We start from the raw sequence: 26,465 nt of genomic DNA on the forward strand, positions 1-26,465 counted from the left end.
TATGATTTCGTATACCGACAACGAGGACGAGAGATGACCATCGACGACAGCACCGCAGCCGCACAGTCGGCGGCCCACCGGAGCGCCGGTGCCGCCACCGGCGGCAAGATCATCGCCGTGCACCTCAACTACCCCTCACGTGCCGCGCAGCGAGGCCGCACCCCGGCGCAGCCCTCGTACTTCCTGAAGCCGTGGTCCTCGGTCGCCGTCAGTGGCGAGACGATCGAACGGCCGGCGGGCGCCGAACTCCTCGCCTTCGAGGGTGAGATCGCGATCATCATCGGCGAACCGGCTCGACGCGTCTCCGTCGCAGACGCCTGGTCGCACGTCTCGGGCGTCACCGCCGCGAACGACTTCGGCCTCTACGACCTCCGGGCCGCCGACAAGGGCTCGAACCTCCGCTCCAAGGGCGGCGACGGCTACACCCCACTCGGCCCGGCGATCATCCCGGCCGCCGACGTCGACCCCACCGCCATCCGCGTGCGCACGTGGGTGAACGGCGACCTCGTGCAGGACGACACGAGCGACACCCTCCTCTTCCCCTTCGCACAGCTCATCGCCGACCTCTCCCAGCTCGCCACGTTGGAGACGGGTGACGTCATCCTCACGGGAACCCCGGCAGGCTCCTCGGTCGTCGTCCCCGGAGACGTCGTCGAGGTCGAGGTGGACGCCCCCACCGCGCCAGGCACGCCCACCACCGGACGACTCGTGACCACCGTCGTGCAGGGCGAGGTCCCGTTCGGCGACGTGGGCTCGAAGCCGGCGGTCGACGACCACCAGCGCATCGAGGCCTGGGGCGACGCGGAGCGGGCCGGCGTCGGGCCGACGGTGTCGCCCTCCCCCGCCGAACCCCTCGACCCCCTCGTCGCCGAACAGCTCGCGCAGGTCGCCACCGCCACGCTGAGCGCCAAGCTCCGCGGCCGCGGCTACACCGAGGTCTTCGTCGAGGGCGTCCAGGCCTCGCGTCCCGGCACCCGAATGGTCGGCGTCGCGCGGACGCTCCGTTTCGTCGCCTACCGACCCGATCTGTTCGCCGAACGAGGCAACGGGTTCAACGCGCAGAAGCGCATCTTCGACACCGTCGAGCCCGGTGAGGTCATCGTCATCGAGGCGCGCGGCGAGCGCGGCACCGGCACCGTCGGCGACGTCCTCGCCCTGCGCGCCCAGCATCGCGGAGCAGCCGGCGTCGTCACCGACGGCGGCATCCGTGATCTCGAGCAGGTGGCGTCCTTCGCACTGCCCACGTTCTCCCAGGGCGGCCACCCGTCGGTCCTCGGTCGACGGCACGTGCCGTGGGAGATCGACGTCGCGGTCACCTGCGGAGGCGCGACCATCCTGCCCGGCGACGTCATCGTCGGCGACGGCGACGGCGTCATCGCGATCCCCCGGACCCTGGTCGCCGAGATCGCCGCGGAGGCCGTCGCCCAGGAGGCCGAGGACGCGTGGATCGCCGAGCAGGTGGTGCAGGGCGCGGCCGTCGACGGACTCTTCCCGATGAACGCCGCCTGGCGGGCACGGTACGACGCGGCTCGGGCCGCCGAACTGGACAGCGAGGATCTCCTGTGACGACCGAATCCAAGTCCGAGCGGGCATACCGCTTCATCCGTACCGCCATCGACGACGGCCGTTTCGTGCCCGGCTACCGCCTGGTGCTCGGCCAGATCGCGGGCGAACTCGACGTCAGCGTGGTCCCGGTCCGCGAGGCCATCCGTCGCCTCGAGGCCGAGGGGCTCGTCACCTTCGAACGCAACGTCGGCGCGCAGGTCGCCCTCCTGCAGGAGACCGAGTACCTCTTCACTATGCAGACGCTCGCGCTCGTGGAGGGCGCGGCCACCTCGATGAGCGCCGCCTACCTCACCGACGACCACCTCGCCCGTGCACGGGCGATCAACGAGCGGATGCGCCGCACCCTGGACGACTTCGACCCGCACACCTTCACGGCGCTCAACCTCGAGTTCCACGCGGTGCTGTTCGAGGAGTGCCCGAACCCGCACGTGCTCGACCTCGTCCACCGCGGTTGGAGCAGGCTCAACGTCCTCCGCGACTCGACGTTCAGCTTCGTGCCGGGCCGCGCCCGCGAGTCCGTGGCCGAACACGACGGCATCCTCGAACTCATCGCGGCGGGAGCCTCGCCCCTCGAGATCGAGATCGCCGCCCGCGAGCACCGCACGGCGACGCTCGACGCGATGCTCGCCTACCAGGCCGACCACAAGCCGCCCACCGCAGCACCGCTGTCCCGCGAGGCTCACCCGGCGTCCACCACCCAGCAGAGGAACCACTCATGACCCAGCACGTCCCGGCAGCGCTGCCCGACCGTATCCGGCACTTCATCGACGGCGCGTTCGTGGACTCCGTCGACGGCGGCACCTTTGACGTCCTCGACCCCGTGTCCAACGAGACCTACGTGCAGGCTGCCGCCGGCAAGCAGGCCGACATCGACCTCGCGGTCGCGAGTGCGAAGCGCGCGTTCGACGAGGGTCCGTGGCCGAAGCTGCTCCCCCGCGAGCGCAGCCGCGTGCTCCACCGCATCGCAGACGCCGTCGAGGCGCAGGACGCCCGGCTCGCGGAACTCGAGAGCTTCGACACCGGCCTGCCGATCACGCAGGCGCTCGGCCAGGCGAAGCGCGCCGCCGAGAACTTCCGGTTCTTCGCCGACCTGATCGTCGCCCAGCACGACGACACCTACAAGGTTCCGGGCCGCCAGGTGAACTACGTCAACCGCAAACCGATCGGTGTGGCCGGGCTCATCACCCCGTGGAACACACCCTTCATGTTGGAGAGTTGGAAGCTCGCGCCGGCGCTCGCCACGGGCAACACGGTCGTGTTGAAGCCTGCGGAGTTCACGCCGCTGTCGGCGAGCCTCTGGGCGGAGATCTTCCGCGGCGCCGGCGTCCCCGACGGCGTGTTCAACCTTGTGAACGGTCTCGGTGAGGAAGCCGGCGACGCGCTCGTCAAGCACCCCGACGTGCCGCTCATCTCCTTCACGGGCGAGAGCCGCACCGGCCAGCTGATCTTCGCGAACGCCGCCCCGTTCCTCAAGGGCCTGTCGATGGAGCTCGGCGGCAAGTCGCCCGCCGTCGTCTTCGCCGACGCCGACCTGGAGGACGCGATCGACGCGACCGTGTTCGGCGTGTTCTCCCTGAACGGCGAGCGCTGCACCGCGGGCAGCCGCATCCTCGTGGAACGCGCCATCTACGACGACTTCGTCGAGCGGTACGCGGAGCGAGCCCGCAACATCGTCGTCGGCCACCCGAACGACCCCGCCACGGAGGTGGGTGCGCTCGTGCACCCGGAGCACTACGAGAAGGTCATGGGCTACGTCGAGATCGGCAAGGGCGAGGGTCGCCTCGTCGCCGGCGGCGGTCGCCCTGAGGGGTTCCCGACCGGCAACTACGTCGCCCCCACCGTCTTCGCGGACGTGTCGCCCGACGCCCGGATCTTCCAGGAGGAGATCTTCGGACCGGTCGTCGCGATCACCCCGTTCGACTCCGACGAGGAGGCACTCGCGCTCGCAAACAACACCGCGTACGGGCTCGCCGCGTACATCTGGACGAACAACCTGAAGCGCGCACACACGTTCTCGCAGAGCGTTCAGGCGGGCATGGTGTGGCTGAACTCGAACAACGTCCGAGATCTGCGCACGCCGTTCGGCGGGGTGAAGGCGTCCGGTCTCGGGCACGAGGGCGGCTACCGCTCGATCGACTTCTACACCGATCAGCAGGCCGTCCACATCACGCTGAATCAGGCGCACTCGCCCCGCTTCGGCACCGGCGGGCAGCTGTCCGCCGCGCACTGACGCCCCTCCACCTCCCCACCCACCCGACATCACGCAAGGACGCAGACCATGTCGAACCCCATCACCCCGTCATCAGCCGAGCCCGTCATCACCACCACCGACCCGATCCCGGCTCCCGCGAACCGCATCAGGACGCCCACTGCCACGCCGCCTGACATCCTCCGCTGCGCGTACATGGAGATCGTCGTCACGGACCTCGCCGCGAGCCGCAAGTTCTACGTGGACGTGCTCGACCTCGTCGTCACCGAGGAGGACGAGAACGCCGTCTACCTGCGGAGTTTCGAGGAGTTCATCCACCACAACCTCGTGCTGCGGCAGGGGCCCGTCGCAGCCGTCGCGGCGTTCAGCTACCGGGTGCGGACACCCGCGGACCTCGACCGTGCGGTCGCGTTCTACACGGAGCTCGGGTGCCGGGTGGAGCGTCGCGCCGAAGGGTACGTGAAGGGCATCGGCGACTCCGTGCGCGTCGAGGACCCGCTGGGGTTCCCGTACGAGTTCTTCTACGACGTCGAGCACGTCGAGCGTTTGGCGTGGCGGTACGACCTGTACACGCCGGGTGCGCTCGTGCGGCTCGATCACTTCAACCAGGTGACGCCGGACGTGCCGCGGGCCGTCGCCTACATGGAGGATCTCGGCTTCCGCGTCACCGAGGACATCCAGGACGAGGCCGGCACGACCTACGCGGCGTGGATGCGCCGCAAGCCGACGGTGCACGACACGGCGATGACGGGTGGCGACGGCCCGCGCATGCACCATGTCGCGTTCGCCACCCACGAGAAACACAACATCATCGCCATCTGCGACAAGCTCGGTGCGTTGCGGATGTCGGACGTCATCGAGCGCGGACCCGGTCGCCACGGGGTGTCGAACGCGTTCTACCTGTACATCCGCGACCCCGACGGCCACCGCATCGAGATCTACACGCAGGACTACTACACGGGCGACCCGGACAACCCGGTCGTCACCTGGGACGTCCACGACAACCAGCGCCGCGACTGGTGGGGCAACGCCGTCGTGCCGAGCTGGTACACCGACGCGTCGCTCGTGCTCGACCTCGACGGCAACCCGAAACCCGTCGTCTCCCGCACCGACGACTCCGAGCTCGAGGTCACCATCGGTGCCGACGGCTTCTCCTACACCCGCAAAGGCGACGAAGCCCAGGGATTCAAGCTCGGCAACACGCTGTAGGCGCGCCGTCGCCACGAGGCGGATCGTCGACCGCGCGCACCACGCCGACGATCCGCCGTCGGACACGCTTCGACATGGAGGAGAAACCGCCCGATATCACCCCATCTTTGGGGGCAACAGCACCACGAAAACGAGTCGGTCGACTGTCATACTCGGCACGTGACTACACCAGAACCGCTGGGGGGCGGCTCGCAGCAGCCCCACCCCGCCTACGCCCAACAGCCCGTCGCTCCCACGACCCCGTACGCCGGCGCAACGACCGCACCCCCGCCGTACGGTCAGCAGGCTCCGCTACCGAACAAGCCGCTCGGGCTGGCCCTCGCGGCTCTCATCGTCGGAATCGCCGCGTTCCTGATGGGCCTCATCCCGGTCCTCGGCGCACTCGTGGGAATCACTGCGGTCGTGCTCGGAATCCTGGCACTCCGCAAGCTGCAGTCGAAGGGCATGGCCGTCACCGGTATCGTCCTCGGCGGCATCGCGGTGATCGCGTCGTTCGGTGCCCTCGTCGGGGTCGGGGCGGCAGTGAACAGCGTCTCCGACAACAAGCCTGCAGCGATCGTGGAGGCCACGGCGCCTGCGGCCGACGCAGCCGCGAAGCCTGTCGAGACGGCAGCGCCAGTCGAAGAGCCTGAGGCACCAGTCGCACCGGCTGTTCCCGTGGAGTACCAGTCCGCGTTGACGAAGGCGAAGAGCTACTCCGACCTCATGCACATGAGCAAGGCCGGCATCTACGATCAGCTCACGTCTGAGTATGGCGAGAAGTTCGCACCAGAAGCAGCACAGTACGCAGTCGATACCCTCGTAGCCGACTACAACGCGAACGCCCTCGCGAAGGCGAAGTCCTACCAGGAGACGATGTCGATGTCGCCCGAAGCGATTCGCGACCAGCTCACCAGTGAGTACGGCGAGAAGTTCACCCCGGAGGAAGCCGACTACGCGATCCTCCACCTGAACGACTGATCGATGTCCGACAGGGAGAGCCTCGCCCATCGGGCGGGGCTCTCCGCCGTTCGCGGACGATGTGGACGACCGGCGCGTCGATCGCCCGCTCAACGACTCAGGCGCCTGTCTCCGATGTGGAGGCAGGCGCCTGATTCGTTCACCTCCGGCACTGCGGAGGTTGTGGACTAGCGGTTCTTCACCCGGGTGACGGCGTCGGTGTTCTCAGCCCGGCTGTTCGCCGACTTCTTGTCGGCCTTCGCGGTGCGCTTCTCTTTCAGCGTCTTCGCCGGTGCGGTCTTGCCGCCTTCTTTCCGTGCGGACTTCTCGCCCATGATGGTGCTCCCTTGACGCGCCACGATGGCCCGGTACCGCAGAGGCTACAGCGGGAACCTGTCAGTGGCACAGGTTCCCGGGAAGTCCGCCCTCGCCTCGTCGTGCCGCCGATGCCATGCTGGAGCGATGGAAGCACTCATGCGACGACGCAGGGGGACGACGGCGCTCGTCACCGGGGCAGGACACGGCATCGGTCGGGCGTGCGCGATCCGGCTGGCGGAGGAGGGCGCACGGGTTGCCGTCGCCGACCTCGACGAGGCGGCCGCTGCCCGGGTCGTGCACGAGCTGCCGGCCGTCGAGGGCGGCCATCTCGCCATCTCGCTCGACGTGACCCTGGCTGACTCCGTCGACGCGGCGTTCACCGAGGTCCGGTCGACGTTCGGCGGACTCGACACCCTCGTCAACGTCGCCGGCGGCAGCGTGCCGCACGGCGCCTTCGAGGAGACGTCCGACGAGGTGTGGCAGCAGATGGTGGACCTCAACCTGCTCGGAGTCGTCCGCTGCTGCCGCGCCGCGATCCCCCTGCTCCGACGCAGCGCCGCGTCGCCGTCGATCGTGTCGATCACCTCCGTGAACGGCCTGACCGCGCTCGGCCTGGAACCGTACTCCGCCGCGAAGGCCGGGATCCCGTCGCTCACGGCGAATCTCGCAGCGAGCCTCGGGCCGGAGGGCATCCGGGTGAACGCCGTCGCCCCGGGGACGATCCGCACGCGTGTCTGGGACGATCAGGACGGCGGTGCCGATCGGATGCTCGACCTCTACCCGCTCGGCCGTGTCGGTGAACCCGAGGACATCGCGGCCGCCGTCGCATTCCTGGCTTCGAGCGACGCGTCCTGGATCACGGGCCACACCCTGCCGGTCGACGGCGGCCTGATGACGAACCACTGACGGCGCCACCTCTGACGACAGCGAGCTCACGTGCATTGTCTTCAGAACACGTTCAGAACGACGATGGCACGCATGCACACCATGTCCGAAGCCCGACGAACGTTCCAGTCGTCCGATCTCAGCCGGCATTCCGGTGCGGTGTTCGACGCCGCTGAAGACCACCCTGTCCAGGTCACACGTCGCGACGGTGAAGCGCTCGTACTGATGTCCCAGCGCGAGGCGGACGCACGCGAGTCATTGCTGCAGCTCGCCGCACAATTGATCGCCGCCGCCACCAGCGAGCACGGCACGCTGGCCGAGTGCATGGCTGAACTCTTCCCATGGATGCTCGCGCTGACAGTCGCCGACCAGGAGAAGTGCGCCGCAGACCTCCTGCGCACGTCACGGGCATCGTTCGCGACGAATCAGGCGCATCTCGCAATCGCGGAACTCACCGCCTGGCGCGAGACCGCCGACGCCATCGCAGCCGGACTCGGCACGGATCTCGTCATCGAGTGGATCACTGACGACGACGTCGAGCGCCCGTAACCGATGGCGAGAGTCCCAGCCGTCGCCCGTGCCATCAAGCGGAACGAGTTCTCGATCTGCTTCGCGTCCACCCAAGCCCGCCGCGGCTGGACGGATCTGTGTGCCACCATCCGCGGCCCACTTGCATCGGGCAGGCACATGAACGGCAGGGACTCCGCGTCACCTGCCATGTCCAGGATACGGCCGGGGTGGGGGCTTGCCGCAAGAGCCGGGTGAGCGGGCATGATGGGTCGCCGTGGCCGCAGCGGCCGCAGGGACGAGGCGGGCATGCACGACGTGATCATCAGTGGCGGCGGGCCGACGGGCGTGATGCTGGCAGCGGAGCTCCGCCTGCACGGTGTGCGCGTGCTCGTCATCGAGCGCGATGCCGAACCGAGCCAGGCGGTCCGCTCCCTCGGCCTGCACCCGCGCAGTATCGAGATCCTCGACCAGCGCGGCATCCTCGACCGCTTCCTCGCCGAGGGCACGCAGTACCCGGGCGCGGCGGGTCACTTCGCCGGTATCGTGCCCGCCAGCCCCGTCCAGCTCGACACCGCCCACGACTACATCCTCGGCCTCCCCCAACCCGTCACCGACCGCCTCCTCACCGAGCACGCCGTCGAGCTCGGCGCCGAGCTGCGTCGCGGCGTCGACGTGACGGGATTCGACCAGGACGAGGGCGGCGTGACCGTGCAGCTCGCCGACGGCACCCTGGAGCGCTCCTCCTGGTTCGTGGGCTGCGACGGTGGTCGCAGCTTCGTCCGCAAGCAGCTCGGCATCGGATTCCCCGGCGACGCGGCGCAGACCGAGTGGCTCCTCGGCGAAGTGCGGACGGCCATGCCCGCCGAGGAGATCACCGCCATCGGCACCAGAGTCCGCGAGACCCACCGTGGGTTCGGCATCGGCCCCGCCGGTGACGGGCTCTATCGGGCGGTCGTCCCCGCGGCCGTGGTCTCCGAGGACCGCACCGTCGCTCCGACGCTCGACGAGTTCCGTGCCCGACTGCGCGACGTCGCCGGCACCGACTTCGGTGTCCACTCACCGCGGTCGATCACCCGCTTCACCGACGCCACCAGGCTCGCGGAGCGCTACCGGGATGGACGAGTCTTCCTCGCGGGCGACGCCGCCCACGTGCACCCGCCGCTCGGTGGGCAGGGGCTGAACCTCGGCATGCAGGACGCCTTCAACCTCGGTTGGAAACTCGCGGCGGCGATCCGCGGCTGGGCACCGAACGGCCTCCTCGACAGCTACGGCACCGAACGGCACCCGGTCGCGGCGGACGTCCTCACCATCACGCGCGCGCAGAGCGAGCTGCTCTCCACCGAACCCGGCCCGCAAGCGGTGCGCCGACTCCTGACCGAGCTGATGGACATCGAGGACGTCGCCCGGCTGCTCGGCGAACGGGTCACGTCGATCGGCATCCGATACGCGGTCGGGACGGACGGTGACCCCGCGTTCCTCGGCCGCCGCCTGCGTGACCTGCCGCTCTCGGACGGGCGGCTCTACGAGCACACGCACGCCGGTCGTGGCCTGCTGATCGATGGCACCGGCGAGCTGTCCGTCGACGGCTGGGAGGACCGCGTCGACCTGCTCGTCGACCGTGGAGCCGAACTCCCGGCCCCGGCCCTGCTCCTCCGTCCAGACGGCCACGTCGCCTGGGCCGGCACCTCTCAGCCCGACCTCTCCCCCTGGTTCGGCCCGCGAACGGTCGCAAACGCACCGTCCGGAGGGGCCAACACTGCCCGTTCGTGACCGTTCGCGGGATCAGTCGTGGTCGATGGACTCGATCGCTTCGGCCGCCTTCGACTTGCCGGCTTCGACCCGGTCGTCGTCGTTGGTCATGATGCCGATCGTCTCCTCGATACGGCCCTCCACGGCGGCGAGCACGGCTTCCGGTTGCGGAGCCTCCGGGCGCTTGTCGTCGCTTGCGGAGGCCTCGTCCTCGAGGACGCGCAGCGTGTCGTCGTCGCCGTCGGCCGCAGTTCGCCTGGCGTGGTCGACGCACAGCTTCGCGACCTCCTCGGCGTGCGCGTACATGACGGAGTGCGCTGCGCCCGGGATCTCCCAGAGCCGCGACGACGGCAGCAGCTCGCCCACCCGCTCGACCCACTCACGCGGCGCGACAGCGTCGTACTCGCCACGGATCACGAGGGTGTGCGCCTGGATGTCCGGGAGCGCCTTCTCGATCGGGTACTTCAGCATCTCGGGCAGCACCCGGGAGAACCACTTGAACCCGCAGAGCGCGTAGGCGCTGATCGCGAGCACCTTGACGGTGAGCGGCTCGTGCCAGCTCGCCTGCAGGAAGCGCTTCGCCTGGGTGAGGACGCGGCGCTGGCCGGGCACGACGACCGGTCCGATGAGGATCAGCGTCGTCAGTTCGGGGCGTCGGGAGACGAGGTCGCTGACCACCTGGCTCCCCATGGAGTGACCGACGATGATCGGGTCGTCGAGTTCGAGTTCGTCGATGACCTTGCCGACGAGGTCGGCGTACTCGCGGATGGTGAGCGTCGATGCCGGGTGCGGCACACCGCCGAACCCCGGCAGGTCGAGGGCGTGCACCGGCCCGAACTCGTTGAGGTGCGGCGCGAGGCGCTCGAAGTAGGTGGAGGAGACGCCGATACCGGGGATGAGGACGAACGACCGGTTGTCGCCCGACCCGACCGAGTTCACGCGCACATACGTGTCACCGTCGTAGACGCGCTCGACCCGCACCTTCCGGCGACGACGTTTCCGTTCGATCCTCGACATGACTCCAGCGTACAAGGGGGCCCGGCGACGAGCCGATGTCAATGGGCGTCGCCCGCGACGCCGGCTTGGGAGGATGGAGGTCACCCGGGGCGCGTCGTCGCTCCCTCGAAAGGCCTGTCCACATGAGCACTCCCCGCGTCCTGATCTCCGGTGCCAGCATCGCCGGTCCGTCCCTCGCCTTCTGGCTCACCCGCTACGGGTGGGAGACGACCGTCGTCGAGCGAGCTCCGGCGTTCCGCGACGGGGGCCAGAACGTCGACATCCGCGGGGCGGCACGGGAGGTGCTGCGCCGCGCAGGCCTCGAGGACGCCGCGCGGGAGGCGACCACCGGGGAACTCGGCACCCGCTTCGTCGGCGACCACGGCGAGACCATCGCCGAGTTCCCCGTCACCGACTCCGACACCGACGGCGCGACCGCCGAGGTCGAGATCCTCCGCGGCGACCTCGCGCGGATCTTCGTCGATCGCACCGAGGGCAGCAGCACCACGTACCGGTACGGCGACCGCATCACCGCCCTCGACGACGACGGCACGCGCGTGCGGGTCTCCTTCGAGGACGGCGAGGACGAGGACTTCGACCTGGTCATCGCAGCGGACGGCATCCGATCGTCGACCCGCGATCTCGCGTTCGGGAGGGAATCCGTCGTACGCTCGCTCGGCCTCGAGATGACCTATCTCACGATCCCCCGCGACGACACGGACATCCCGTGGTGGCAGTGGTACTCGGGCGTCGGCGGGCGGAGCATCACGTTGCGTCCGGATCGCCACGGCACCACCCGCGCGGTCCTCACCGAGGTGACGAAGGACCGCGGCGACGGCGTCATCCCGCCCCGCCGCAGCGCGCAGGCGCAACGGGCGCACCTCCGGGAGCGGTTCGCCGACCTCCCGTGGCAGGCCACCCGTATCCTCGACGCGATGGACGGCGTCGACGACATCTACTACGAGTCGATCGGCCAGGTGCGGAGCCCGCGGTGGGCGTCGGGTCGGGTGGCGCTGCTGGGTGACGCCGCGTGGTGCGCGTCACCGGTCAGCGGCATGGGGACGAGTCTGTCGATCGTCGGCGCCTACGTGCTGGCCGGGGAACTCGCCTCCCACGTCCACCATCGCGACGCCTTCCTCGGCTATGAGCGGATCATGCGTCCCTACGTGGAGCAGGCGCAGTCGCTGCCGCCGGGCACCCCGCAGCTCGCCAATCCGACGTCCCGAGCGGGCGTCGGCGCCTTCCGGACGGTGCTGCGGATCGCGGCGTCGAAGCCCGCCAAGCGTCTGGGCGCGCAGCTGTTCTCCCCGCCCGCCGACAAGATCGACCTCCCGGAGTACGAGCACCTCCTCGCCACCCGCTGAGCCGCCCGAATCTGCGGCGATTTCCGCGTTTTCCGCGCAGTTCCGGGCAACTGAAAGGCACCATGACGATCGAGGACATCTCCCGGACGGCTCCCCTGCTGCGCGGACCGGTCGTGGCCGCACAGGAGTGGCGGCAGCTGGCCTTCGTGCATTGGCGGGTTCCGGCGTCCACCGTCGCGCCGCTGCTTCCGGCGGGCGTGGTCCCGGACCTCTTCGACGGCTCGAGCTGGGTCGGCCTGATCGCGTTCCGCCTGGGCGATGCTCGCATCGGGCCGCTCCCGCCGACGCCGATCGGGGGTTCGTTCACGGAGGTGAACGTGCGACTCTACGGCGTCGACGCGCAGGGGCGACGCGGCGTCGTGTTCAGGTCGTTGGACGCATCGAGTCTCCCGGCCGTGCTCGCAGCCCGGGCACTCTTCACCCTCCCCTACCAGTGGGCCCGGACCGCGCAGCGTCCCACCGACGACGGCTGGGAGTACGCGTCGCGCCGCATCAGCGCGTCACCGAGGTCGCTCGGCCCGGGCTTCGAGCTGGCCGTCTCGGTGGACCCGACCCACACGGTCGATGACGAGCTGTCTCGATTCCTGACCGCACGGTGGGGTCTCTTCCAGAGCCGTCTCGGTCGCACGCAGTGGTTGCCGAACGAGCACGAACCGTGGGTGCTGCATCCGGCGACCGTGACGGGACTCCGCGACGACCTCTGCGCTGCTGCGGGACTCCCCGGCATCGTCGAGCGCCCGCCGGACTCCGTGCTCTTCAGTCCCGGTGTCGACGCGAGGTTCGGCCGGGGCTCGTTCTTGCGTCGCTGACTCGCCCGATTCGGCGCGATTCAGGGCGTTTTCCGTGCCGAATCGGGCGACTCAGCGCGTGGTCAGGCGCCGACGGACGACGACGGGCATGCCCCATCCTCACACGCAGCCTCGGCGATGCGGGCGCCGCGACGAGGTCACCCGTGACACATCGCACCTGTACGGGTTCGATCAGTCGTCCTGCACCCGTGACCGCGCGCTACGGTGAGGCCATGAACGAGGTCCGGAAGGCCGACCACAAGCGCGACGTCGCGAGCTACCGCGCCCGCCGCGGCGTCTTCTCCATCATCGAGGTCCCGCCAGTGCAGTATCTGATGATCGACGGCCACGGTGATCCGAACACCGCCGACGCCTACCGGGAAGCGATCGAGACGATCTACCCGCTCGCCTACAAGCTCAAGTTCCTCAGCAAGACGGCCCTCGGGCGCGACTACACCGTGATGCCGCTCGAGGCGCTCTGGTGGGCGGAGGACATGGCGACCTTCACGGATGCGCGCGACAAGAGCGCGTGGAGCTGGACGCTCCTGAACCTCGTCCCGGATTGGCTGACCGAGGAGCACGTCGCCGAAGCGCGATCGCGTGTCGAGGCGGCGGGCGGCGCTCCCGTGCTCGACGCCGTCCGGCTCGAACGGCTCGAGGAAGGCCTCTGCGTGCAGACGCTCCACGTCGGCTCGTACGACGACGAGGGTCCCGTCCTCGACACCATGCACCACGAGTTCATCCCGACGAACGGCCTCCGCATGACCGGCCGTCACCACGAGGTCTACCTCAGCGACGCCCGTCGAACCGCTCCCGACAAGCTGCGCACGATCCTCCGCCAGCCCGTGGAGCACACCGACCCGAGCTGACGACTCGTCCCGATCACCTCGGCGGTCGGACGGGAGACCGAGCCGCTTCGGCACCGTGCGTCGCCGCGGCATCCCGCAGGACCGCGGGCAGGAACCGGTCGACGAGCTTCAGCAGCACCGCGAAGACGATCGCCACGACGAGGATCAGGAGCGAGTCCACTGCAGCCGCCCCGAAACCGATCTTCGTGACGTCGAGGAAGGGGTACGGGTACCACCCGGTGATCCCGCCACGGATGAACGTGAAGAGCACCCAGGCGGTCGGCCAGACGAACGCCCAGGCCACGGTGCTCCAGGTGAACCGCGGACGCGGCCCGAAGAACAGCCAGGCGCCGAGCGTCAACCAGGGTGAGATGTAGTGGAAGCCGATCGTGATGACGAACGCCCACCCGGTGAGGTTCACCTGCGGCGCGAGCACCACCGCGTACACGACACCGGTGATGACGATGCTCAGCAGGGCGTCGAGCCGCAGCACCCGCCAGAACCGTCCGTCGCGCAGCGGGTTGCGAACGATCAGGATCGCCATGACGAGCACGATGATGTTGCTGAGGATCGTGAACGCACTGAAGATGCGCGCCATGCGGACGCCGAGGTCCACGGACATGTCCACACCGCCGGAGCGGGCATCCGCGCCGCCGGTGACGACGAGGATCATCTGGATGACGAGCGAGACCCCGATGACGACCGCGAGCAGGAAGTGGGTGATGCGGCTGGCGGTGATCATCCGCCCACCCTAGCCGCGCACCCGCCCGCTCGGTCCCTCAGGCCGGAAGCAGGACGCCGCGGAAGAACGCGGCGAGCTCGTCGGTCGCGGCAAGCGGCAGGACCGCCGCGACGTACTGGTCCGGACGCACCACCACGATCGCGCCGGCGCGACTGATCCCGCGATCCTCGAACACGTCCTCACCGGGCAGGGCCGCGTACACCTTCTCGTAGTCGACGAGGCCGAACGGGCCGACGTTCGGCAGGAAGACCCGTGGCACGCGTTCGATCGCCACATCCTCGTGGGGCTGCTGGTAGACGACCTTCACGTCGAACACGGCATCCGGGTCGCCATCAGCCGGCGTGTGGAGGAGCAGTGGGGATGCCGGATCACCCGCGAACCACTCGGCCCATGCGGCGAGCGCCGACGCCTCACCGGCTGCCGGTGCGTCGGCGAACGCGTACACGCGCCAGCGCCCGTCGGCTCGGTGATGGTGGCCGAGGTGCACGGGGTTGGTGTCTGCGACGCGCGAGACACGGGCGGACGTGAAACGCTTCCCGATCGGGAACCCCGTCGCGCTCGCCTGGTGCTCGTCGCCGCCGATGATGATGGAAGGGGTGTACTGCGTCATGAAGCCCGCTGGGAACTCCGCAGTGCGGGTGTAGAACTCTTCGAGCTCCGAGGGGTCTGCGAGGTCCTCCGGACGGGTCGCCATGAGGGTCGACCACTCCTTGTCGAAGTCGATGAGGTCCTTGGCGACGACCTGGCGTTCGGCGGAGTACGTGTCGAGCAGCCGCTCCGGGCTGCGGCCCTCGAGGACCGCTCCGAGCTTCCACGCGAGGTTGAAGCCGTCCTGCATGGAGACGTTCATCCCCTGCCCGGCCTTGGCGCTGTGCGTGTGGCAGGCGTCACCGGCGATGAACACTCGCGGCGTCCTCGTGCCGCGCTCCTCGGGCAGCACGTCGTCGAAGCGGTCGGTGAGGCGGTGTCCGACCTCGTACACGCTGTGCCAGGCGACGTTCCGCACGTCGAGGGTGTACGGGTGCAGGATCTCATTGGCGCGGGCGATGATCTGCTCGAGGCTCGTGGAGCGCACGGCACCGGCATCGTCTGCGGCGACTTCCCCGAGGTCGACGTACATGCGGAAGAGGTGGCCGCCCTCACGCGGGATGAGGAGGATGTTGCCGCCCGAGTGCGACTGGATGGCGCACTTGGTGCGGATGTCGGGGAAGTCGGTGACGGCGAGCGCATCCATGACGCCCCAGGCGTGCAGGGCCTGGTCGCCTGCGAGTGTGCAGCCGATCGACGCCCGGACGGCACTGCGGGCGCCGTCGGCCCCGAGCACGTACTTGGCGCGGACGATGCGCTCCTCTCCCGCGAGCGGGCCCTCGGTGCGGGCGAGCGTCACGGCGACGGGGTGTTCGGCTCCCTGCACGACGTCGAGGCCGCGGAACTCGTAGCCGAAGTCGGGGCGCATCCGCGTGGGTGCGTTGGCCATGACCTCGGCGAAGGAGTCCAGCACGCGCGCCTGGTTGACGATGAGGTGGGGGAACTCGCTGATCCCGGCGGGGTCGTCGACGGCGCGAGCGGCGCGGACGATGTTCGCGGGCTCTGCGGCGTCTGGCTTCCAGAACGCCATCTCGGTGATGCGGTAGGCCTCCGCCGTGATGCGGTCCGCGAAGCCGAACGCCTGGAAGGTCTCGACGCTGCGAGCCTGGATGCCGTCCGCCTGACCGATCGCGAGGCGTCCGGCTCGTCGCTCGACGATGCGGGTCGTGATCCCGGGGAACTGTGCGAGCTGGGCTGCGGCGATCATGCCGGCCGGTCCGGTGCCGACGATGAGCACGTCGACCTCGTCGGGCAGTTCGTCCGGGCGGTCGAGGCCGACCCCTGCGGCCTCCTGGATGCGCGGATCGGTGGACACGTATCCGTGGTGGTGGAACTGCACGGCTTCCTCACTTCTTCGTGGGTTCTGGCGAGCATTGTTCGATATGAGAACGTCACGTTCGTTTATCGCTCACGGCATCCTACGAGTCGAATCCTCCGCCGACAAGCACTCCCGAGGGATTCCTGCGGAGACCGGGTACGATTCAGGCACCACGAGGATGTGAGGTGACCCGATGCCTGCCGTGAGCGACCTGCTCCCGTTGACCGAATACCGCACCGCCGTCGCGCGCGCGGTGGTCTCGCTCGACGTCCACGCCGAGGGCGACGCGCCCTTCGTCGGCCGCCTCGACGCCGTCGAAGCCGGTGACATCCACCTCCTCGACCTCCGCGCCAGCGCGCACTCGGTCAACCGCACCCCGGCGCTCATCGAGCGTTCGACCGAGGCGTACTTCAAGTTCACGCTCGTCGAGCACGGCACGGCGATGATCGTGCAGGATGGCCGGGAGACGACCCTCAGCGCCGGCGACATGGTGTTCTACGACACCGCACGCCCTTACTCCCTGCTCTGTCACGACGACATCCGGCTGTCACTCCTGATGTTCCCGCGCAATCTCCTCGCGCTCCCACCCGAGGTCGCGTCGCGGCTCACCGCCACGCGTCTCGACGGGCGCAGCGGCGTCGGCGGCGTCATCCGGCCGTATGTGAAGTCGCTCACGCAGCAGATCGACGGCGTGGACGCACGCACGGCCCGGCGCTTGGCGCGCAGCGCGATCGACATGGTCGGCACGCTCGTCGAGGCGTCGCTCAGTTCCGTTCCGGAGGCGACCGCCGCGGCCTCGCACCGCGACGTCATGCGCCGCATCCTCGACTACATCGACGAGCACCTGAGCGACCCGGAACTCAGCCCGGCCGGCATCGCGGCAGCGCACTTCATCTCCCTGCGGCACCTGCACGGGCTGTTCAGCGAGATCGGCTCGACGGTGTCCACCGTCGTCCGCACCCGGCGCCTCGAGCGCTGCTACGACGAGCTCGTCCACCCGCTGCACGCGCACCGCTCCGTGACGTCGATCGCGCAGTCGAACGGTTTCCTCGACGCGGCGCACTTCAGTCGCCTGTTCCGCGCGCACTTCGGCGTCCCGCCGTCGGTCGCCCGTCGACGCGAACCCTGACTCCGCCACTGAGTTGCCCAGAACGGCGCGAAATCCGGCGGAATCCGCGCAGTTCCGGGCGACTCAGCGCGCGTGCGCAGCGATGAACTCGCGGACGTCGTCGATCTCGGCCTGGTTGATGCCGTGGGCGAGACCCGGATAGGTGCGCTCGGTGAGCGTCGTGTGGAGCGGCAGCCACGACGCGGTGCGCGCGACGGCCGGTTCGGCGATGACGCGGTCCTCGGTGCCCCGACCCCAGAACACGGCGGGCAGCGAGGCCGCGAGGTCCTCGTCGCCGGGCTGCGGTGCGCTCAACACGAAGCCCGCGAGGATGACGGGCGCGATCACGCGCTCGGGTCTGGTCCGCAACAGCTGCGACGCCATGAACCCGCCCTGCGAGAAGCCGATCGGCAGGATGCGGGCCTCGGGCGAGACGTTCTCGTCGATCCACGCCCACACGGCGGCGGTCGCGGCGGCGATCGGTTCCGGGTCGGGGTTGCCGGGTGTCGTGATCTCGAACCAGGCAGCACCGCCGTGTCCCATCTCGAGCGGCGCGCGCAGCGACACCCACGGCAGCGTGAGGCCGAGTGGCTCGACGAGGCCGGTGAGGTCGTGCTCGTTCGAGCCGTAGCCGTGCAGCAGCAAGACGACGATGGGGGCCGCGGAAGCGGCATCCGCCCAGTCGGACGAACGGACGTCGCGCAGTGTGGTCATCGGGACAACAGCTCCTCGGTCGAGAGGTCGGGCAGGGCGACGGTGACGCGGGTGCCCCACGGGTCGGAGACCGTCAGGGAACGACCGTCGGCGTCGAACGGGATGGTGCGGGTGCGCAGGCGCGCCGCCAGCGTATCGAGGTTCGCGACGTCGGGGACCGTGATCGACACGTCGCCGAGTCCGAGCGCTGCGGCACGCGGCCCGGCTCCCTGGCTGTCCCACACGTTCATCGCGATGTGGTGGTGGTAGCCGCCGGCCGACGCGAACACGGCACCCGGGTAGTCGGTCTGCGTCGCCTCGAACCCGAGCGCGTCGACGTAGAACGCGCGAGCGGTCGGGATGTCGCCGACCTGCAGGTGCACGTGGCCGACCGTCCCCGCGAGCGACGGGCCAGCACCGAGGGCCGCCTCGGTGAGGTGGCGCTGGAGATAGGCGTTGGGGTCGAGGTACGTCGTCGTCATGGCGATCTGGTCGCCGTTCCGCACCCAGGTGTTGCGCGGACGGTCCGTGTAGAGCTCGACACCGTTGCCCTCGGGGTCGGTGAAGTAGAACGCCTCGCTGACGAAGTGGTCGCTCGAGCCGACGAACTGCCCACGCGGGTCCTGGGCTGCGCGGTAGACGGTGGCCGACAGGCTGGCCTCGTCCTCGAAGAGGAAGGCCGTGTGGAACAGTCCGGCTTGGCGCGGGTCGGTACCGGGGAGATCGGGGGTGTGCACGAGACGCACGAGCGGGGTGGCGCCTCGCCCGAGGACCCGGTGCACCTCGCGGGAGCGACTGCGCTCCTCGAGGGGTTCCATCGCGAAGGCGTTCGCGTAGTAGCCGGACATGAGGTCGAGGTCACCGACGCGGAGCGTGACCGCACCCATCGAGGTCTCCGGGGCGAGCAGGCGCTCGTCGAGAGCTGCGGACATGGTGTCTCCGTTCGGGAAGCGTTCGTCGGGATTCTATCCCATTTACTTGTAGATGTAACTAAATCGCGGCTCGGGTATTCCCGCTGATCCGGCGACACGCGTGTCAAGCCCTATGTCACGCGAGCGGCGCCGGTGTTGGCTTGACGTTCACGACGAGAAGAGCTGACATGACCGATGCCCGAAGCGCGGCCGACCGCAGACGGAGTCGCCGCGGACTCCCCCCGATGAAGACCATCCTGAGCGACCTCCGCGAAGACGTGGTGCGCCTCGTCACGGGGGAGATCGCCCTGTTCAAAGCCGAGATGACCAAGAAGGCGAAAGACCTCGGCATCGGTGCGGGAATGCTCGTCGCCGCCCTCGTCCTCGTCCTGTTCGGGTTCGGCACGCTCATCGCCGCCGCGGTCCTCGCCCTCGCGACCGTGCTGCCCGCCTGGCTCGCCGCCCTCATCGTCGGGGTCGCCCTCATCCTCGTCGCCGGCATCCTCGCGCTCGTCGGCATCAACAAGCTCAAGGCCGGCGCGAAACCCGTGCCGGAACGCAGCGTCGAGGCACTCACCGGAGACCACCTCGCAGCACACCGTGACGACGACACGACGTCCCCCACCGGACCGGCACACACCAAGGAGGCCGCAGCATGAGCGACCACGACGCGATCCGACCGGCCCCTCCGGAAGGTGCCGGGCTCAACAGCCTCCAGCTGGAGGTGGAACAGACGCGCGAGCACCTCGCACAGACCCTCGACCTGCTGTTCCAGAAGTTCGACGTGCGGACCGCGGTGGCGTACCACCTGCGCACCACGGCGATCGTCGTCGCCTCAGCCGCCGTGATCGGTGCCGGCGTGCTGCTCTGGCGCGCACGGCGGGGGCACCGTGTCTGAGCCGGACACGAAACGCGGGACGAGACCCGTCGACCCGGAGCACGCGCACGACGCCGAACAGACGATGACGCCCCAGCGGGTCCCGATCCCCTGGGGCTACGTGCTGAAGCGCACGCTGCACTCCTTCGGTTCGAACCAGTGCACCGACCTCGCCGCCGGCCTCACCTACTTCGCGATCCTGTCGATGTTCCCAGCGGTCCTCGCGCTCGTGTCGATCCTCGGCATCTTCGGCCAGAGCCGCGCAGGCACTGACGCGCTCCTGGAGATCGTCGGCAACCTCGCACCCGGTGACAGTCTCGGCTTCCTCACCGACGCCGTGAACCAGTTCGTGCAAGCCCCCGCGATCGGTTTCGCCCTCGTCGTCGGCATCGCCGGTGCCGTGTGGTCCGCCTCCGGCTACGTGGGCGGGTTCGGGCGCGCGCTCAACCGCATGTACGGCGTCGAGGAGGGGCGGAAGATCTGGTCGCTCCGACCGACCCAGCTAGCCGTGACCCTCGTCGTGCTGGTCGTGATCACCCTCATCGCACTGGCGCTCATCCTGTCGGGTCCGGTGGCGCAGGCGATCGGGCAGGCACTCGGTTTCGGTGACACGGGACTCACCGTGTGGTCGATCGCGAAGTGGCCGGTGATGGCCGTGGCGCTCGTCTTCGTCATCGCCGTGCTGTACTCGGCGACACCGAACGTGAAGCCGGAGAGGTTCCGCTGGATGAGTGTCGGTGCGCTCGCAGCGCTGGTGATCCTCTTGATCGCCTCTGTCGGCTTCGGGTTCTACATCGCGAACTTCGGCAGCTATGACGCCACGTACGGTTCCCTCGCGGGCATCGTCATCTTCCTGCTGTGGATCTGGATCGCGAACCTCGCGCTGCTGTTCGGCGCGCAGCTCGACATCGAGGTGCAGCGGGGTCGCCAGCTGGCGTCGGGCGTCGCCGCCGAGACGGAGCTCCAGCTGCCGTTGCGCTCCGATGCGGCGATCAAGGCGATGGCCGATCGCGACGCCAAGGACGCCCTGGAGGGCCGACGCGTCCGTCGCGCCGCCGAACGCGAGCACTGACCACCTGAGTCGCCCGAAACGGCACGGAATCCAGCGGATTCCGTGCCGTTTCGGGCAGATCGAGGGGCCCGACTACGGGGTCGGCATGCCGCCGTTCACGTTCAGGGTCTCGCCCAGGACGTAGCTCGACTCGGGTGAGGCGAGGAACACGTAGGCGGGCGCGAGCTCCGCGGGCTGCCCCATCCGTCCAAGCGGGGTGTCCTCCCCGAACTCGGCGATCTTCTCCTGCGGCTGACCGTCCGACACCTGCAGCGGCGTCCAGATCGGACCGGGCGCGACGGCGTTCACGCGGATGCCCTTCGGCGCCAGCTGTTGGGCGAGCGCCTTCGTGAAGGCGTTGATCGTCGCCTTCGTCGACGCGTAGTCGACGAGGATGTCCGACGGCGAGTACGCCTGGATCGACGTGGTGTTGATGATCGACGATCCTGCCGGCAGGTGCGGCAGCGCGGCCTTGGTGATCCAGAACATCGCGTAGACGTTGGTCTTGAAGGTGTCGTCGAACTGCTCGTCGGTCAGGGTCGTGAGGTCCTCGTTGAAGACCTGCTTGCCGCCGTTGTTCACGACGATGTCGAGGCCGCCGAGGCCGTCGACGGTCTGGGCGACGAGTTCGCGGCAGTAGGCCGCGTCGCGCAGGTCCCCTGGGAGGGTCAGGACCGTGACACCGGCCTCGCGCACGATCCCGGCGATGCGCTGGGCGTCCTCCTCCTCCTCGGGCAGGTAGGACAACGACACCGAGGCGCCCTCGCGGGCGAAGGCGATCGCCGTCGCGGCCCCGATGCCGGAGTCACCGCCCGTGATGAGTGCCTTCCGCCCCGTCAGTCGGCCGGTGCCGCGGTAGCTCTCCTCGCCGAGGTCGGCCTTCGGATGGAGATCGGCGTCGAGTCCCGGTTCGGGCTGGTGCTGCTTCTGAGCCGTGATGTCGGCGTAGAGCTTCGCCGGATCGGTGAAGGTGTACTGGTCGTTTCCCATGGTGGGTCCGTTCTTCGTGGTGGCCTCGTGAGCCGGGGTGATGGAGTGGTGGACGTGGCCGGGTCGGCCGTCCAGGTCAGATCGTCGCGACCGAGCCTGCGTCGACGCGGTAGTTCGAGCCGTTCACGAACGACGCCCGATCGGAGCAGAGGAACGCGATGACCGTCGCGACCTCCTCCGGCTCGCCTCGACGGCCGAGCTCCATGTACGGACGCTCCTCCTCGAGGAACGACTCGATCGCCTTCGCCGGCGTCGTGCCGAGCTCGTCCGCACGTTTGCGCATCATCGCGTCCGTCATCGGGGTGTGGATGAAGGCCGGCGAGACGGCGTTCACGAGCAGGCCCTCGGAGGCGTAGGAGCGCGAGAGTCCCTTCGCGAGGGCGAGGATGCCGGCCTTGGCGGCGCAGTACGGGAGCTCGTCGTCGTAGGGCTGCACGGCGTCCTCCGAGGCGAGGAACACGAGGCGACCCCAGCCGCCCTTCCGGAGCGACGGGAGGAACTGGCGGACGAGCCGGACCGGACCGATCAGGTCGATCTCGATGGTCTTCGTCCAGCCCTCGTCGGTGATCTCATGGAAGAGCCCCTGCGCCCCCGTGATGCCGGCGGACTGCACGAGGATGTCGATGTCGCCGACGGCCTCCTGCACCTGTTCGTGGAGCTGCGCGAGCGCGTCGACGCTCGTGATGTCCGCTGCGAACGCGAAGAGCTTGCCGCTGGGGGCGTCGAGTTTCTTGGCCGCCTTGTCGAGGGCGTCCTGATCCTGGTCGGAGATGACGACCGTCGCGCCCTCCTCCAGGAGCAGGCGTGCGGTCTCCCAGCCGATGCCGGAGTCCGCTCCGGTGATGAGGGCGGTGCGGGTTGCGATGCCGAGGTCCATGTCGCTCCTTCTGCTCGATGTGAGCCGTTGGTGTCGGTGTCGGTCGATGTGGTCGGTGGTGTGTCCGGCCGGTGGTGCGTCCGGCCGAGGTGTCTGCGGTGGGTGGGTGCGGTGGGTGGGTGCGGTGGCGCGCCCGGTCAGGCGGCGTCGTCGAAGACGTTGACGGGGCGGCCGGTGGCGAGGCCGTCGAAGCGGAGGATCCCACCGCTGCACGGGAACCGTTCGAGGTCCTCCTCGCTGAGGTTCTCGCGGGCCGTGCCGACGAAGAGTGTGCCGAGGCCCGGCCCGCCGAAGGCGACGGAGGTCACGTTCGGCGCCGGAACGTCGAGGCGCTCCTCCACCTCGCCGTCGGCACTCCACCGGAGCACGGCGCCTCCGCCGTACACGCCGTTCCAGAACCGGCCCTCGGTGTCGAGGGCGAGCCCGTCGGAGGCGTGCCCGACGAGGAACGGTTCGAGCTGGCCGAGCGCACCGTCCGCTCCGTACGGCGCGCGGTACACGGTCTGCACGGCGGTGTCGGTGACGTACATGGTCGAGCCGTCGTCCGACCATTCGAAGCCGTTCGCGACGCCGAACCCGCCGCGCAGAAGGCGGACGGCGCCGTCGGCGGCGACGGTGTAGAGCGCACCGTCCGGCGCGCCGGTGGTCACGTTCATGGAACCGACGAGGAAGCGTCCGAACGGGTCGACCTTGCCCTCGTTGTTGCGGATCCCCGCGTGCGTGTGGGAGGTGGGAGCGAGGGTATCGACGATGAGGCCGTCGTCGTCGAGGGTGACGAACCGGTCTCCGAGAGCGGCGACATACCCACCGGTCGCGCGCGGCTGGACGGCACTGAGCGGTGGCGGCAGTTCGGTGACCCGGTCATCGCTTCCGTCCGTCGCCCCGTCGAGCGACGCCCGGTGGAGCGTGCCGGCGGTGATGTCCACCCAGACGAGCTCGTCCGAGCGGGCGTCCCAGAAGATGCTCTCCACGAGGATCGCGGGGCTGTCTCGGAAGACCTGCGGCTGAACATCCATTGCCTCCACGGTACGGATCCGGGCGGACCCGGCCGCGGGGCTTGTTTTCCCAGGAAGCAGTGGCTATTCGCGCAGCGCACGCTCAGGACGGGTCGAGCTCCGCGATCGTCAGCGCGGCGTTGATGAGTCCGAGGTGGCTGAGGGCCTGCGGCAGGTTGCCCCAGTGCGAGCCGTCCGACGCGTCGATCATCTCGGCGAAGATCCCGACGTCGTTCCCGAGGGTGACGAGCTCGTCCATCGCGGCGACGGCCTCCCTGTGACGACCCACGCAGGCGAGTGCGCTCGCCCGCCAGAACGCGCAGGCGACGAAGGTGTGCTCCTCCTGCTGCACGCCCGAGTACCGGTAGAGCAGCGCGCCCTCTCCGAGTTCGGCCGTCAACGCGTCGATCGTCGACGACATCCGCTCTCCACGATCGAAGCCGCTGATCGCGTGCAGCAGCACGGAGGCGTCGAGGTCGTCGGAACCCGGGTGCATCACGTACGCGCCGCGCTCCTCCGACCAACAGTGCTCCGCGATCCACTCGGCGATGCGCTCCTGCTCGGACCTCCAGCGATCCGCGCTCCCCGCGACCTGGCCGAGCTCGGCGAGATGGACCGCATCGCCGAGCGCCTGCCAGCAGCCCATCTTGGAGGACGTGTAGTGCTGCTCCTCCGGAAGCTCCCACATGCCGGCGTCACGGTTGCGCCAGAGGTCGCAGGTGCGGTCGGCGATCGACGCGAGCAGTCGACCGGTCTCGACATCGAGGACGTTCCCGGCGTCGACGTAGGTGCGGCAGATCGCGAACAGGTCGCCGTAGACGCCGAGCTGGAGTTGACCCTGCGCCGGATTGCCGGTGACGACGGGCTCGATGCCGCGCCACCCCGCCACGTCGTGCTCCTGCACCGCCTCCGGAACGCCGCCCTCCAGACCGTAGAAGATGTGCAGCTCGGGCCCGTTCTCCCGGATGGTGCGGAGCAACCAGGACACCGCCGCGTGTGTCTCCTCGCGCAGCCCGAACCGGACGAGCGCGTGGGCCGTGTAGGCGAGGTCGCGCACCCAGGCGAAGCGGTAGTCCCAGTTCTTCCCGCCGCGGGGGTTCTCGGGCAGCGAGGTCGTGGCGGCGGCGGCGATCGCACCGGTCGGGCTGAAGATGAGCAGCTTCAGGGCGAGGGCGCTCCGCTGCACCGCGTCCGACCAGGGCCCGTCGTAGGAGAACGCGCGCGACCAGGTGCGCCAGTTCCCGATCGTGCGGTCGATGCCCTCGTCGACGATCAGCGGGTCGGGCAGGTGGATCGGCTCGGCGTGCGTGGCGACGACGACGAGCAGGTGCCGCGAACCTTCCGTGGTCGAGAACACGCCACTCAGCTCAGGTGCGTCGGAACCGGCGTCCTCGGCGGGCTTCGGTCCGTGCTCGCTGCCCACGACCGCGACGGTCGTCTCGCCGGCTCGGATGATCGGACCGCGGGTGCTCTCCTCGATCCACGGCGACGCCGTACCGAGCGCCGTCCCGGGCCGCACCCGCCAGGCGAACTCGACGGTGCCCGATCGACCCTCGACCCGGCGTGCGAGCTCCGCCCACGGGAGCCGTCCGGCGATCCCGGTCACGAGCGCGTCGGTGACCGTCGCGCTCCCACCATCGGTCGTGAAGGTGGTCCGGAGCACGTTCGTTCGCGCGACATAGCGACGGGTCACCGTGTACTCCCCCACCGGTTCGAGCTCGATACAGCCGCCGGTGTCGTCGTCGAGGAGCCTGGCGAACACGGGCATCGAGCCGAGGTTCGGGATCGGCAACCAGTCGACCTGTCCGCGAAGGCCGATCAGGGCGACCGTGCGGCCGTCACCGATCGGCGCGTAGGAACGGAGGTCCTCACCTGGAGTGCTCATGGCTGCAACGCTACGCACGCGACGGCGCTCCCCTCCCGGGCTGGCGGCTCCGCCGAGCGCCTGCTAGCAGGCTCCGCGCGAGCGGGCGCCTCCGCCCGCGTCGCCGACACCCGGGCGCACGTCAAGCCCTCGCCGGATGGAGCAGGATCGGCTTTCCTGGAGAGACCGAGACCGAAGACTGAAGACCGCCGACCGACGGAGGACACGATGAACCAGCCAGCGCAGCAGCAGCGCCCGCCCGGGACGGAGGCGGAGCTCACGCCACTCGCCGATCACGGCGAGACCAGCTACCGCGGGTCCGGCAAGCTCACCGGCAAGGTCGCGATCATCACCGGCGCCGACAGCGGTATCGGGAAGGCGGTCGCCATCGCGTACGCGCGGGAGGGGGCGGACGTCGTCGTGAGCTACCTGAGCGAATCAGAGGATGCCGCGGACACGGTGCGCTGGGTGGAGGACGCGGGGCGCGCGGCGCTCGACATCGCCAGTGACCTCACCGATCCGGAACACTGTCGGGACATCGTCCGTCAGACGGTCGAACGCTTCGGCAAGGTCGACGTGCTCGTGAGCAACGCCGCGTACCAGATGACCCGCGACAGCCTCGACGAGATCCCCGACGAGGAGTGGGACCACACCCTCGCGACGAACCTCAGCGCCTTCTTCCACCTCAGCAAGGCGGCCGTCCCGCACATGCCGTCGGGTGGCTCCATCATCACCACGAGCTCGATCCAGGGCGATTCGCCGTCGCCGAAGCTCATGCCGTACGCCATGACGAAGGCCGGTCTCGCGAGTATGACCGGTTCGCTCGCCCAGATGCTCGGCCCCTCGGGCATCCGCGTCAACGCCGTCGCTCCCGGCCCCATCTGGACGCCGCTCATCCCGTCCACGATGCCACCGGAGAAGGTGGAGGCGTTCGGGACGGACACCCCGCTCGGCAGACCGGGACAGCCCGCCGAAGTCGCCCCGCCCTTCGTGCTCCTCGCGTCCGACGAGGGCAGCTACATGTCGGGCGCGGTCATCGCCGTCACCGGCGGGAAACCGATCCTGTAACA

26 protein-coding genes are annotated in these 26,465 nt (G+C 69.4%); 16 read left to right on the top strand and 10 right to left on the bottom strand.

Translation table 11 applies throughout. From position 1 onward, the window contains the following. Positions 1-33 precede the first annotated feature (33 nt). The 5 genes from KXS11_RS16930 to KXS11_RS16950 all read left to right on the top strand — a co-directional run bounded on the left by KXS11_RS16930 (position 34) and on the right by KXS11_RS16950 (position 5,944). Positions 34-1,566 (top strand): fumarylacetoacetate hydrolase family protein, encoded by a 1,533-nt coding sequence (locus KXS11_RS16930; protein WP_437386821.1) that lies wholly within the window; start codon positions 34-36, stop codon positions 1,564-1,566. After that, entirely contained in the window at positions 1,563-2,285 is a 723-nt protein-coding gene (locus tag KXS11_RS16935) for a GntR family transcriptional regulator (RefSeq protein WP_437386823.1), read from the top strand. Before KXS11_RS16930 ends, KXS11_RS16935 begins: the two co-directional genes overlap by 4 nt. Further along, complete coding sequence (gene hpaE, locus KXS11_RS16940; protein WP_437386825.1) at positions 2,282-3,796, top strand: 5-carboxymethyl-2-hydroxymuconate semialdehyde dehydrogenase; 1,515 nt, start codon at positions 2,282-2,284, stop codon at positions 3,794-3,796. Before KXS11_RS16935 ends, hpaE begins: the two co-directional genes overlap by 4 nt. Before the next feature lie 48 nt (positions 3,797-3,844). Next, complete coding sequence (gene hpaD, locus KXS11_RS16945; protein ID WP_437386826.1) at positions 3,845-4,984, top strand: 3,4-dihydroxyphenylacetate 2,3-dioxygenase; 1,140 nt, start codon at positions 3,845-3,847, stop codon at positions 4,982-4,984. A 159-nt stretch (positions 4,985-5,143) separates the two neighbouring features. Beyond that, on the top strand, positions 5,144-5,944 hold the full coding sequence (locus KXS11_RS16950) for an Ltp family lipoprotein (protein ID WP_437386827.1): 801 nt from the start codon (positions 5,144-5,146) through the stop codon (positions 5,942-5,944). Positions 5,945-6,111: 167 nt separating this feature from the next. Here the strand turns inward: KXS11_RS16950 and KXS11_RS16955 are convergent, their stop codons facing one another. Further along, positions 6,112-6,258 carry a hypothetical protein gene (locus tag KXS11_RS16955; RefSeq protein ID WP_437386828.1) on the bottom strand — a complete coding sequence of 49 codons (147 nt, stop codon included), beginning with the start codon at positions 6,256-6,258 and terminating at the stop codon, positions 6,112-6,114. A 127-nt stretch (positions 6,259-6,385) separates the two neighbouring features. Here KXS11_RS16955 and KXS11_RS16960 point away from each other — a divergent pair, with 127 nt between their 5' ends. The 3 genes from KXS11_RS16960 (at position 6,386) to KXS11_RS16970 (ending at position 9,406) form a co-directional block, all read left to right on the top strand. Beyond that, on the top strand, positions 6,386-7,147 hold the full coding sequence (locus KXS11_RS16960; protein WP_437386829.1) for an SDR family NAD(P)-dependent oxidoreductase: 762 nt from the start codon (positions 6,386-6,388) through the stop codon (positions 7,145-7,147). A gap of 72 nt (positions 7,148-7,219) precedes the next feature. Then, the gene (locus KXS11_RS16965) at positions 7,220-7,675 is read left to right on the top strand and encodes a prevent-host-death protein (protein WP_437386830.1); all 456 of its coding nucleotides are present in this window, start codon (positions 7,220-7,222) and stop codon (positions 7,673-7,675) included. A 267-nt stretch (positions 7,676-7,942) separates the two neighbouring features. After that, on the top strand, positions 7,943-9,406 hold the full coding sequence (locus KXS11_RS16970; protein WP_437386831.1) for an FAD-dependent monooxygenase: 1,464 nt from the start codon (positions 7,943-7,945) through the stop codon (positions 9,404-9,406). Between the two features lie 12 nt (positions 9,407-9,418). Here the strand turns inward: KXS11_RS16970 and KXS11_RS16975 are convergent, their stop codons facing one another. Then, positions 9,419-10,402, bottom strand: a complete 984-nt coding sequence (locus tag KXS11_RS16975) for an alpha/beta fold hydrolase (protein WP_437386833.1) — start codon at positions 10,400-10,402, stop codon at positions 9,419-9,421. Between the two features lie 122 nt (positions 10,403-10,524). On the opposite strand from KXS11_RS16975, the gene KXS11_RS16980 reads away from it, so the two are divergent. The 3 genes from KXS11_RS16980 (at position 10,525) to KXS11_RS16990 (ending at position 13,402) form a co-directional block, all read left to right on the top strand. After that, positions 10,525-11,745: an FAD-dependent monooxygenase gene (locus KXS11_RS16980; RefSeq protein WP_437386834.1), complete on the top strand. Its 1,221-nt coding sequence runs from the start codon at positions 10,525-10,527 to the stop codon at positions 11,743-11,745. A 62-nt stretch (positions 11,746-11,807) separates the two neighbouring features. Beyond that, on the top strand, positions 11,808-12,554 hold the full coding sequence (locus KXS11_RS16985) for a YqjF family protein (RefSeq protein WP_437386835.1): 747 nt from the start codon (positions 11,808-11,810) through the stop codon (positions 12,552-12,554). A 212-nt stretch (positions 12,555-12,766) separates the two neighbouring features. Further along, positions 12,767-13,402 carry a GyrI-like domain-containing protein gene (locus KXS11_RS16990; RefSeq protein WP_437386836.1) on the top strand — a complete coding sequence of 212 codons (636 nt, stop codon included), beginning with the start codon at positions 12,767-12,769 and terminating at the stop codon, positions 13,400-13,402. 13 nt (positions 13,403-13,415) lie between these two features. Here the strand turns inward: KXS11_RS16990 and KXS11_RS16995 are convergent, their stop codons facing one another. Together KXS11_RS16995 and KXS11_RS17000 are read right to left on the bottom strand one after the other, a co-directional pair. Beyond that, on the bottom strand, positions 13,416-14,123 hold the full coding sequence (locus KXS11_RS16995) for a Pr6Pr family membrane protein (RefSeq protein WP_437386838.1): 708 nt from the start codon (positions 14,121-14,123) through the stop codon (positions 13,416-13,418). A gap of 37 nt (positions 14,124-14,160) precedes the next feature. Next, a complete protein-coding gene (locus KXS11_RS17000; RefSeq protein WP_437386839.1) occupies positions 14,161-16,050 on the bottom strand; it encodes an FAD-binding monooxygenase in 1,890 nt (629 codons plus the stop codon). Positions 16,051-16,222: 172 nt separating this feature from the next. On the opposite strand from KXS11_RS17000, the gene KXS11_RS17005 reads away from it, so the two are divergent. Next, positions 16,223-17,158 carry a helix-turn-helix domain-containing protein gene (locus tag KXS11_RS17005; RefSeq protein WP_437386840.1) on the top strand — a complete coding sequence of 312 codons (936 nt, stop codon included), beginning with the start codon at positions 16,223-16,225 and terminating at the stop codon, positions 17,156-17,158. A gap of 63 nt (positions 17,159-17,221) precedes the next feature. Here KXS11_RS17005 and KXS11_RS17010 read toward each other — a convergent pair whose 3' ends face one another. Then, a complete protein-coding gene (locus KXS11_RS17010; RefSeq protein WP_437386841.1) occupies positions 17,222-17,851 on the bottom strand; it encodes an alpha/beta hydrolase in 630 nt (209 codons plus the stop codon). Continuing rightward, complete coding sequence (locus KXS11_RS17015) at positions 17,848-18,762, bottom strand: VOC family protein (protein ID WP_437386843.1); 915 nt, start codon at positions 18,760-18,762, stop codon at positions 17,848-17,850. Before KXS11_RS17015 ends, KXS11_RS17010 begins: the two co-directional genes overlap by 4 nt. A gap of 167 nt (positions 18,763-18,929) precedes the next feature. Between KXS11_RS17015 and KXS11_RS17020 the strand changes: the two genes are divergently transcribed. The 3 genes from KXS11_RS17020 to KXS11_RS17030 are packed head-to-tail and all read left to right on the top strand — an operon-like array spanning position 18,930 to position 20,690. Then, positions 18,930-19,400 carry a phage holin family protein gene (locus KXS11_RS17020; protein ID WP_437386844.1) on the top strand — a complete coding sequence of 157 codons (471 nt, stop codon included), beginning with the start codon at positions 18,930-18,932 and terminating at the stop codon, positions 19,398-19,400. Then, positions 19,397-19,639 carry a DUF3618 domain-containing protein gene (locus tag KXS11_RS17025; protein ID WP_437386845.1) on the top strand — a complete coding sequence of 81 codons (243 nt, stop codon included), beginning with the start codon at positions 19,397-19,399 and terminating at the stop codon, positions 19,637-19,639. Before KXS11_RS17020 ends, KXS11_RS17025 begins: the two co-directional genes overlap by 4 nt. After that, a complete protein-coding gene (locus KXS11_RS17030; protein ID WP_437386846.1) occupies positions 19,632-20,690 on the top strand; it encodes a YihY/virulence factor BrkB family protein in 1,059 nt (352 codons plus the stop codon). Before KXS11_RS17025 ends, KXS11_RS17030 begins: the two co-directional genes overlap by 8 nt. Before the next feature lie 72 nt (positions 20,691-20,762). On the opposite strand, the gene KXS11_RS17035 is transcribed toward KXS11_RS17030, so the two are convergent. The 4 genes from KXS11_RS17035 to KXS11_RS17050 form a co-directional block, all read right to left on the bottom strand. Continuing rightward, complete coding sequence (locus KXS11_RS17035) at positions 20,763-21,659, bottom strand: SDR family oxidoreductase (protein WP_437386847.1); 897 nt, start codon at positions 21,657-21,659, stop codon at positions 20,763-20,765. A 76-nt stretch (positions 21,660-21,735) separates the two neighbouring features. After that, positions 21,736-22,536 carry an SDR family NAD(P)-dependent oxidoreductase gene (locus tag KXS11_RS17040; RefSeq protein ID WP_437386848.1) on the bottom strand — a complete coding sequence of 267 codons (801 nt, stop codon included), beginning with the start codon at positions 22,534-22,536 and terminating at the stop codon, positions 21,736-21,738. A 137-nt stretch (positions 22,537-22,673) separates the two neighbouring features. Next, on the bottom strand, positions 22,674-23,552 hold the full coding sequence (locus tag KXS11_RS17045) for an SMP-30/gluconolactonase/LRE family protein (protein ID WP_437386850.1): 879 nt from the start codon (positions 23,550-23,552) through the stop codon (positions 22,674-22,676). A gap of 82 nt (positions 23,553-23,634) precedes the next feature. After that, positions 23,635-25,416: a glycoside hydrolase family 15 protein gene (locus KXS11_RS17050; RefSeq protein WP_437386851.1), complete on the bottom strand. Its 1,782-nt coding sequence runs from the start codon at positions 25,414-25,416 to the stop codon at positions 23,635-23,637. 207 nt (positions 25,417-25,623) lie between these two features. Here KXS11_RS17050 and KXS11_RS17055 point away from each other — a divergent pair, with 207 nt between their 5' ends. Then, positions 25,624-26,463 carry an SDR family oxidoreductase gene (locus tag KXS11_RS17055; RefSeq protein WP_437386852.1) on the top strand — a complete coding sequence of 280 codons (840 nt, stop codon included), beginning with the start codon at positions 25,624-25,626 and terminating at the stop codon, positions 26,461-26,463. The last annotated feature ends 2 nt before the right edge of the window (positions 26,464-26,465 follow it).

Origin of the sequence: Plantibacter flavus (assembly GCF_051487245.1) — a bacterium.
Lineage (GTDB): Bacteria > Actinomycetota > Actinomycetes > Actinomycetales > Microbacteriaceae > Plantibacter > Plantibacter flavus_B.

Bases quoted from the DNA above. Each gene is read 5' to 3' on its own strand.
- KXS11_RS16930 (WP_437386821.1), top strand. From the start codon at position 34: ATGACCATCGACGACAGCACCGCAGCCGCACAGTCGGCGGCCCACCGG.
- hpaE (WP_437386825.1), top strand. From the start codon at position 2,282: ATGACCCAGCACGTCCCGGCAGCGCTGCCCGACCGTATCCGGCACTTC.
- hpaD (WP_437386826.1), top strand. From the start codon at position 3,845: ATGTCGAACCCCATCACCCCGTCATCAGCCGAGCCCGTCATCACCACC.
- KXS11_RS16955 (WP_437386828.1), bottom strand. From the start codon at position 6,258: ATGGGCGAGAAGTCCGCACGGAAAGAAGGCGGCAAGACCGCACCGGCG.
- KXS11_RS16960 (WP_437386829.1), top strand. From the start codon at position 6,386: ATGGAAGCACTCATGCGACGACGCAGGGGGACGACGGCGCTCGTCACC.
- KXS11_RS16965 (WP_437386830.1), top strand. From the start codon at position 7,220: ATGCACACCATGTCCGAAGCCCGACGAACGTTCCAGTCGTCCGATCTC.
- KXS11_RS16970 (WP_437386831.1), top strand. From the start codon at position 7,943: ATGCACGACGTGATCATCAGTGGCGGCGGGCCGACGGGCGTGATGCTG.
- KXS11_RS16975 (WP_437386833.1), bottom strand. From the start codon at position 10,402: ATGTCGAGGATCGAACGGAAACGTCGTCGCCGGAAGGTGCGGGTCGAG.
- KXS11_RS16980 (WP_437386834.1), top strand. From the start codon at position 10,525: ATGAGCACTCCCCGCGTCCTGATCTCCGGTGCCAGCATCGCCGGTCCG.
- KXS11_RS16985 (WP_437386835.1), top strand. From the start codon at position 11,808: ATGACGATCGAGGACATCTCCCGGACGGCTCCCCTGCTGCGCGGACCG.
- KXS11_RS16990 (WP_437386836.1), top strand. From the start codon at position 12,767: ATGAACGAGGTCCGGAAGGCCGACCACAAGCGCGACGTCGCGAGCTAC.
- KXS11_RS16995 (WP_437386838.1), bottom strand. From the start codon at position 14,123: ATGATCACCGCCAGCCGCATCACCCACTTCCTGCTCGCGGTCGTCATC.
- KXS11_RS17005 (WP_437386840.1), top strand. From the start codon at position 16,223: ATGCCTGCCGTGAGCGACCTGCTCCCGTTGACCGAATACCGCACCGCC.
- KXS11_RS17010 (WP_437386841.1), bottom strand. From the start codon at position 17,851: ATGACCACACTGCGCGACGTCCGTTCGTCCGACTGGGCGGATGCCGCT.
- KXS11_RS17015 (WP_437386843.1), bottom strand. From the start codon at position 18,762: ATGTCCGCAGCTCTCGACGAGCGCCTGCTCGCCCCGGAGACCTCGATG.
- KXS11_RS17020 (WP_437386844.1), top strand. From the start codon at position 18,930: ATGACCGATGCCCGAAGCGCGGCCGACCGCAGACGGAGTCGCCGCGGA.
- KXS11_RS17025 (WP_437386845.1), top strand. From the start codon at position 19,397: ATGAGCGACCACGACGCGATCCGACCGGCCCCTCCGGAAGGTGCCGGG.
- KXS11_RS17035 (WP_437386847.1), bottom strand. From the start codon at position 21,659: ATGGGAAACGACCAGTACACCTTCACCGATCCGGCGAAGCTCTACGCC.
- KXS11_RS17040 (WP_437386848.1), bottom strand. From the start codon at position 22,536: ATGGACCTCGGCATCGCAACCCGCACCGCCCTCATCACCGGAGCGGAC.
- KXS11_RS17045 (WP_437386850.1), bottom strand. From the start codon at position 23,552: ATGGATGTTCAGCCGCAGGTCTTCCGAGACAGCCCCGCGATCCTCGTG.
- KXS11_RS17050 (WP_437386851.1), bottom strand. From the start codon at position 25,416: ATGAGCACTCCAGGTGAGGACCTCCGTTCCTACGCGCCGATCGGTGAC.
- KXS11_RS17055 (WP_437386852.1), top strand. From the start codon at position 25,624: ATGAACCAGCCAGCGCAGCAGCAGCGCCCGCCCGGGACGGAGGCGGAG.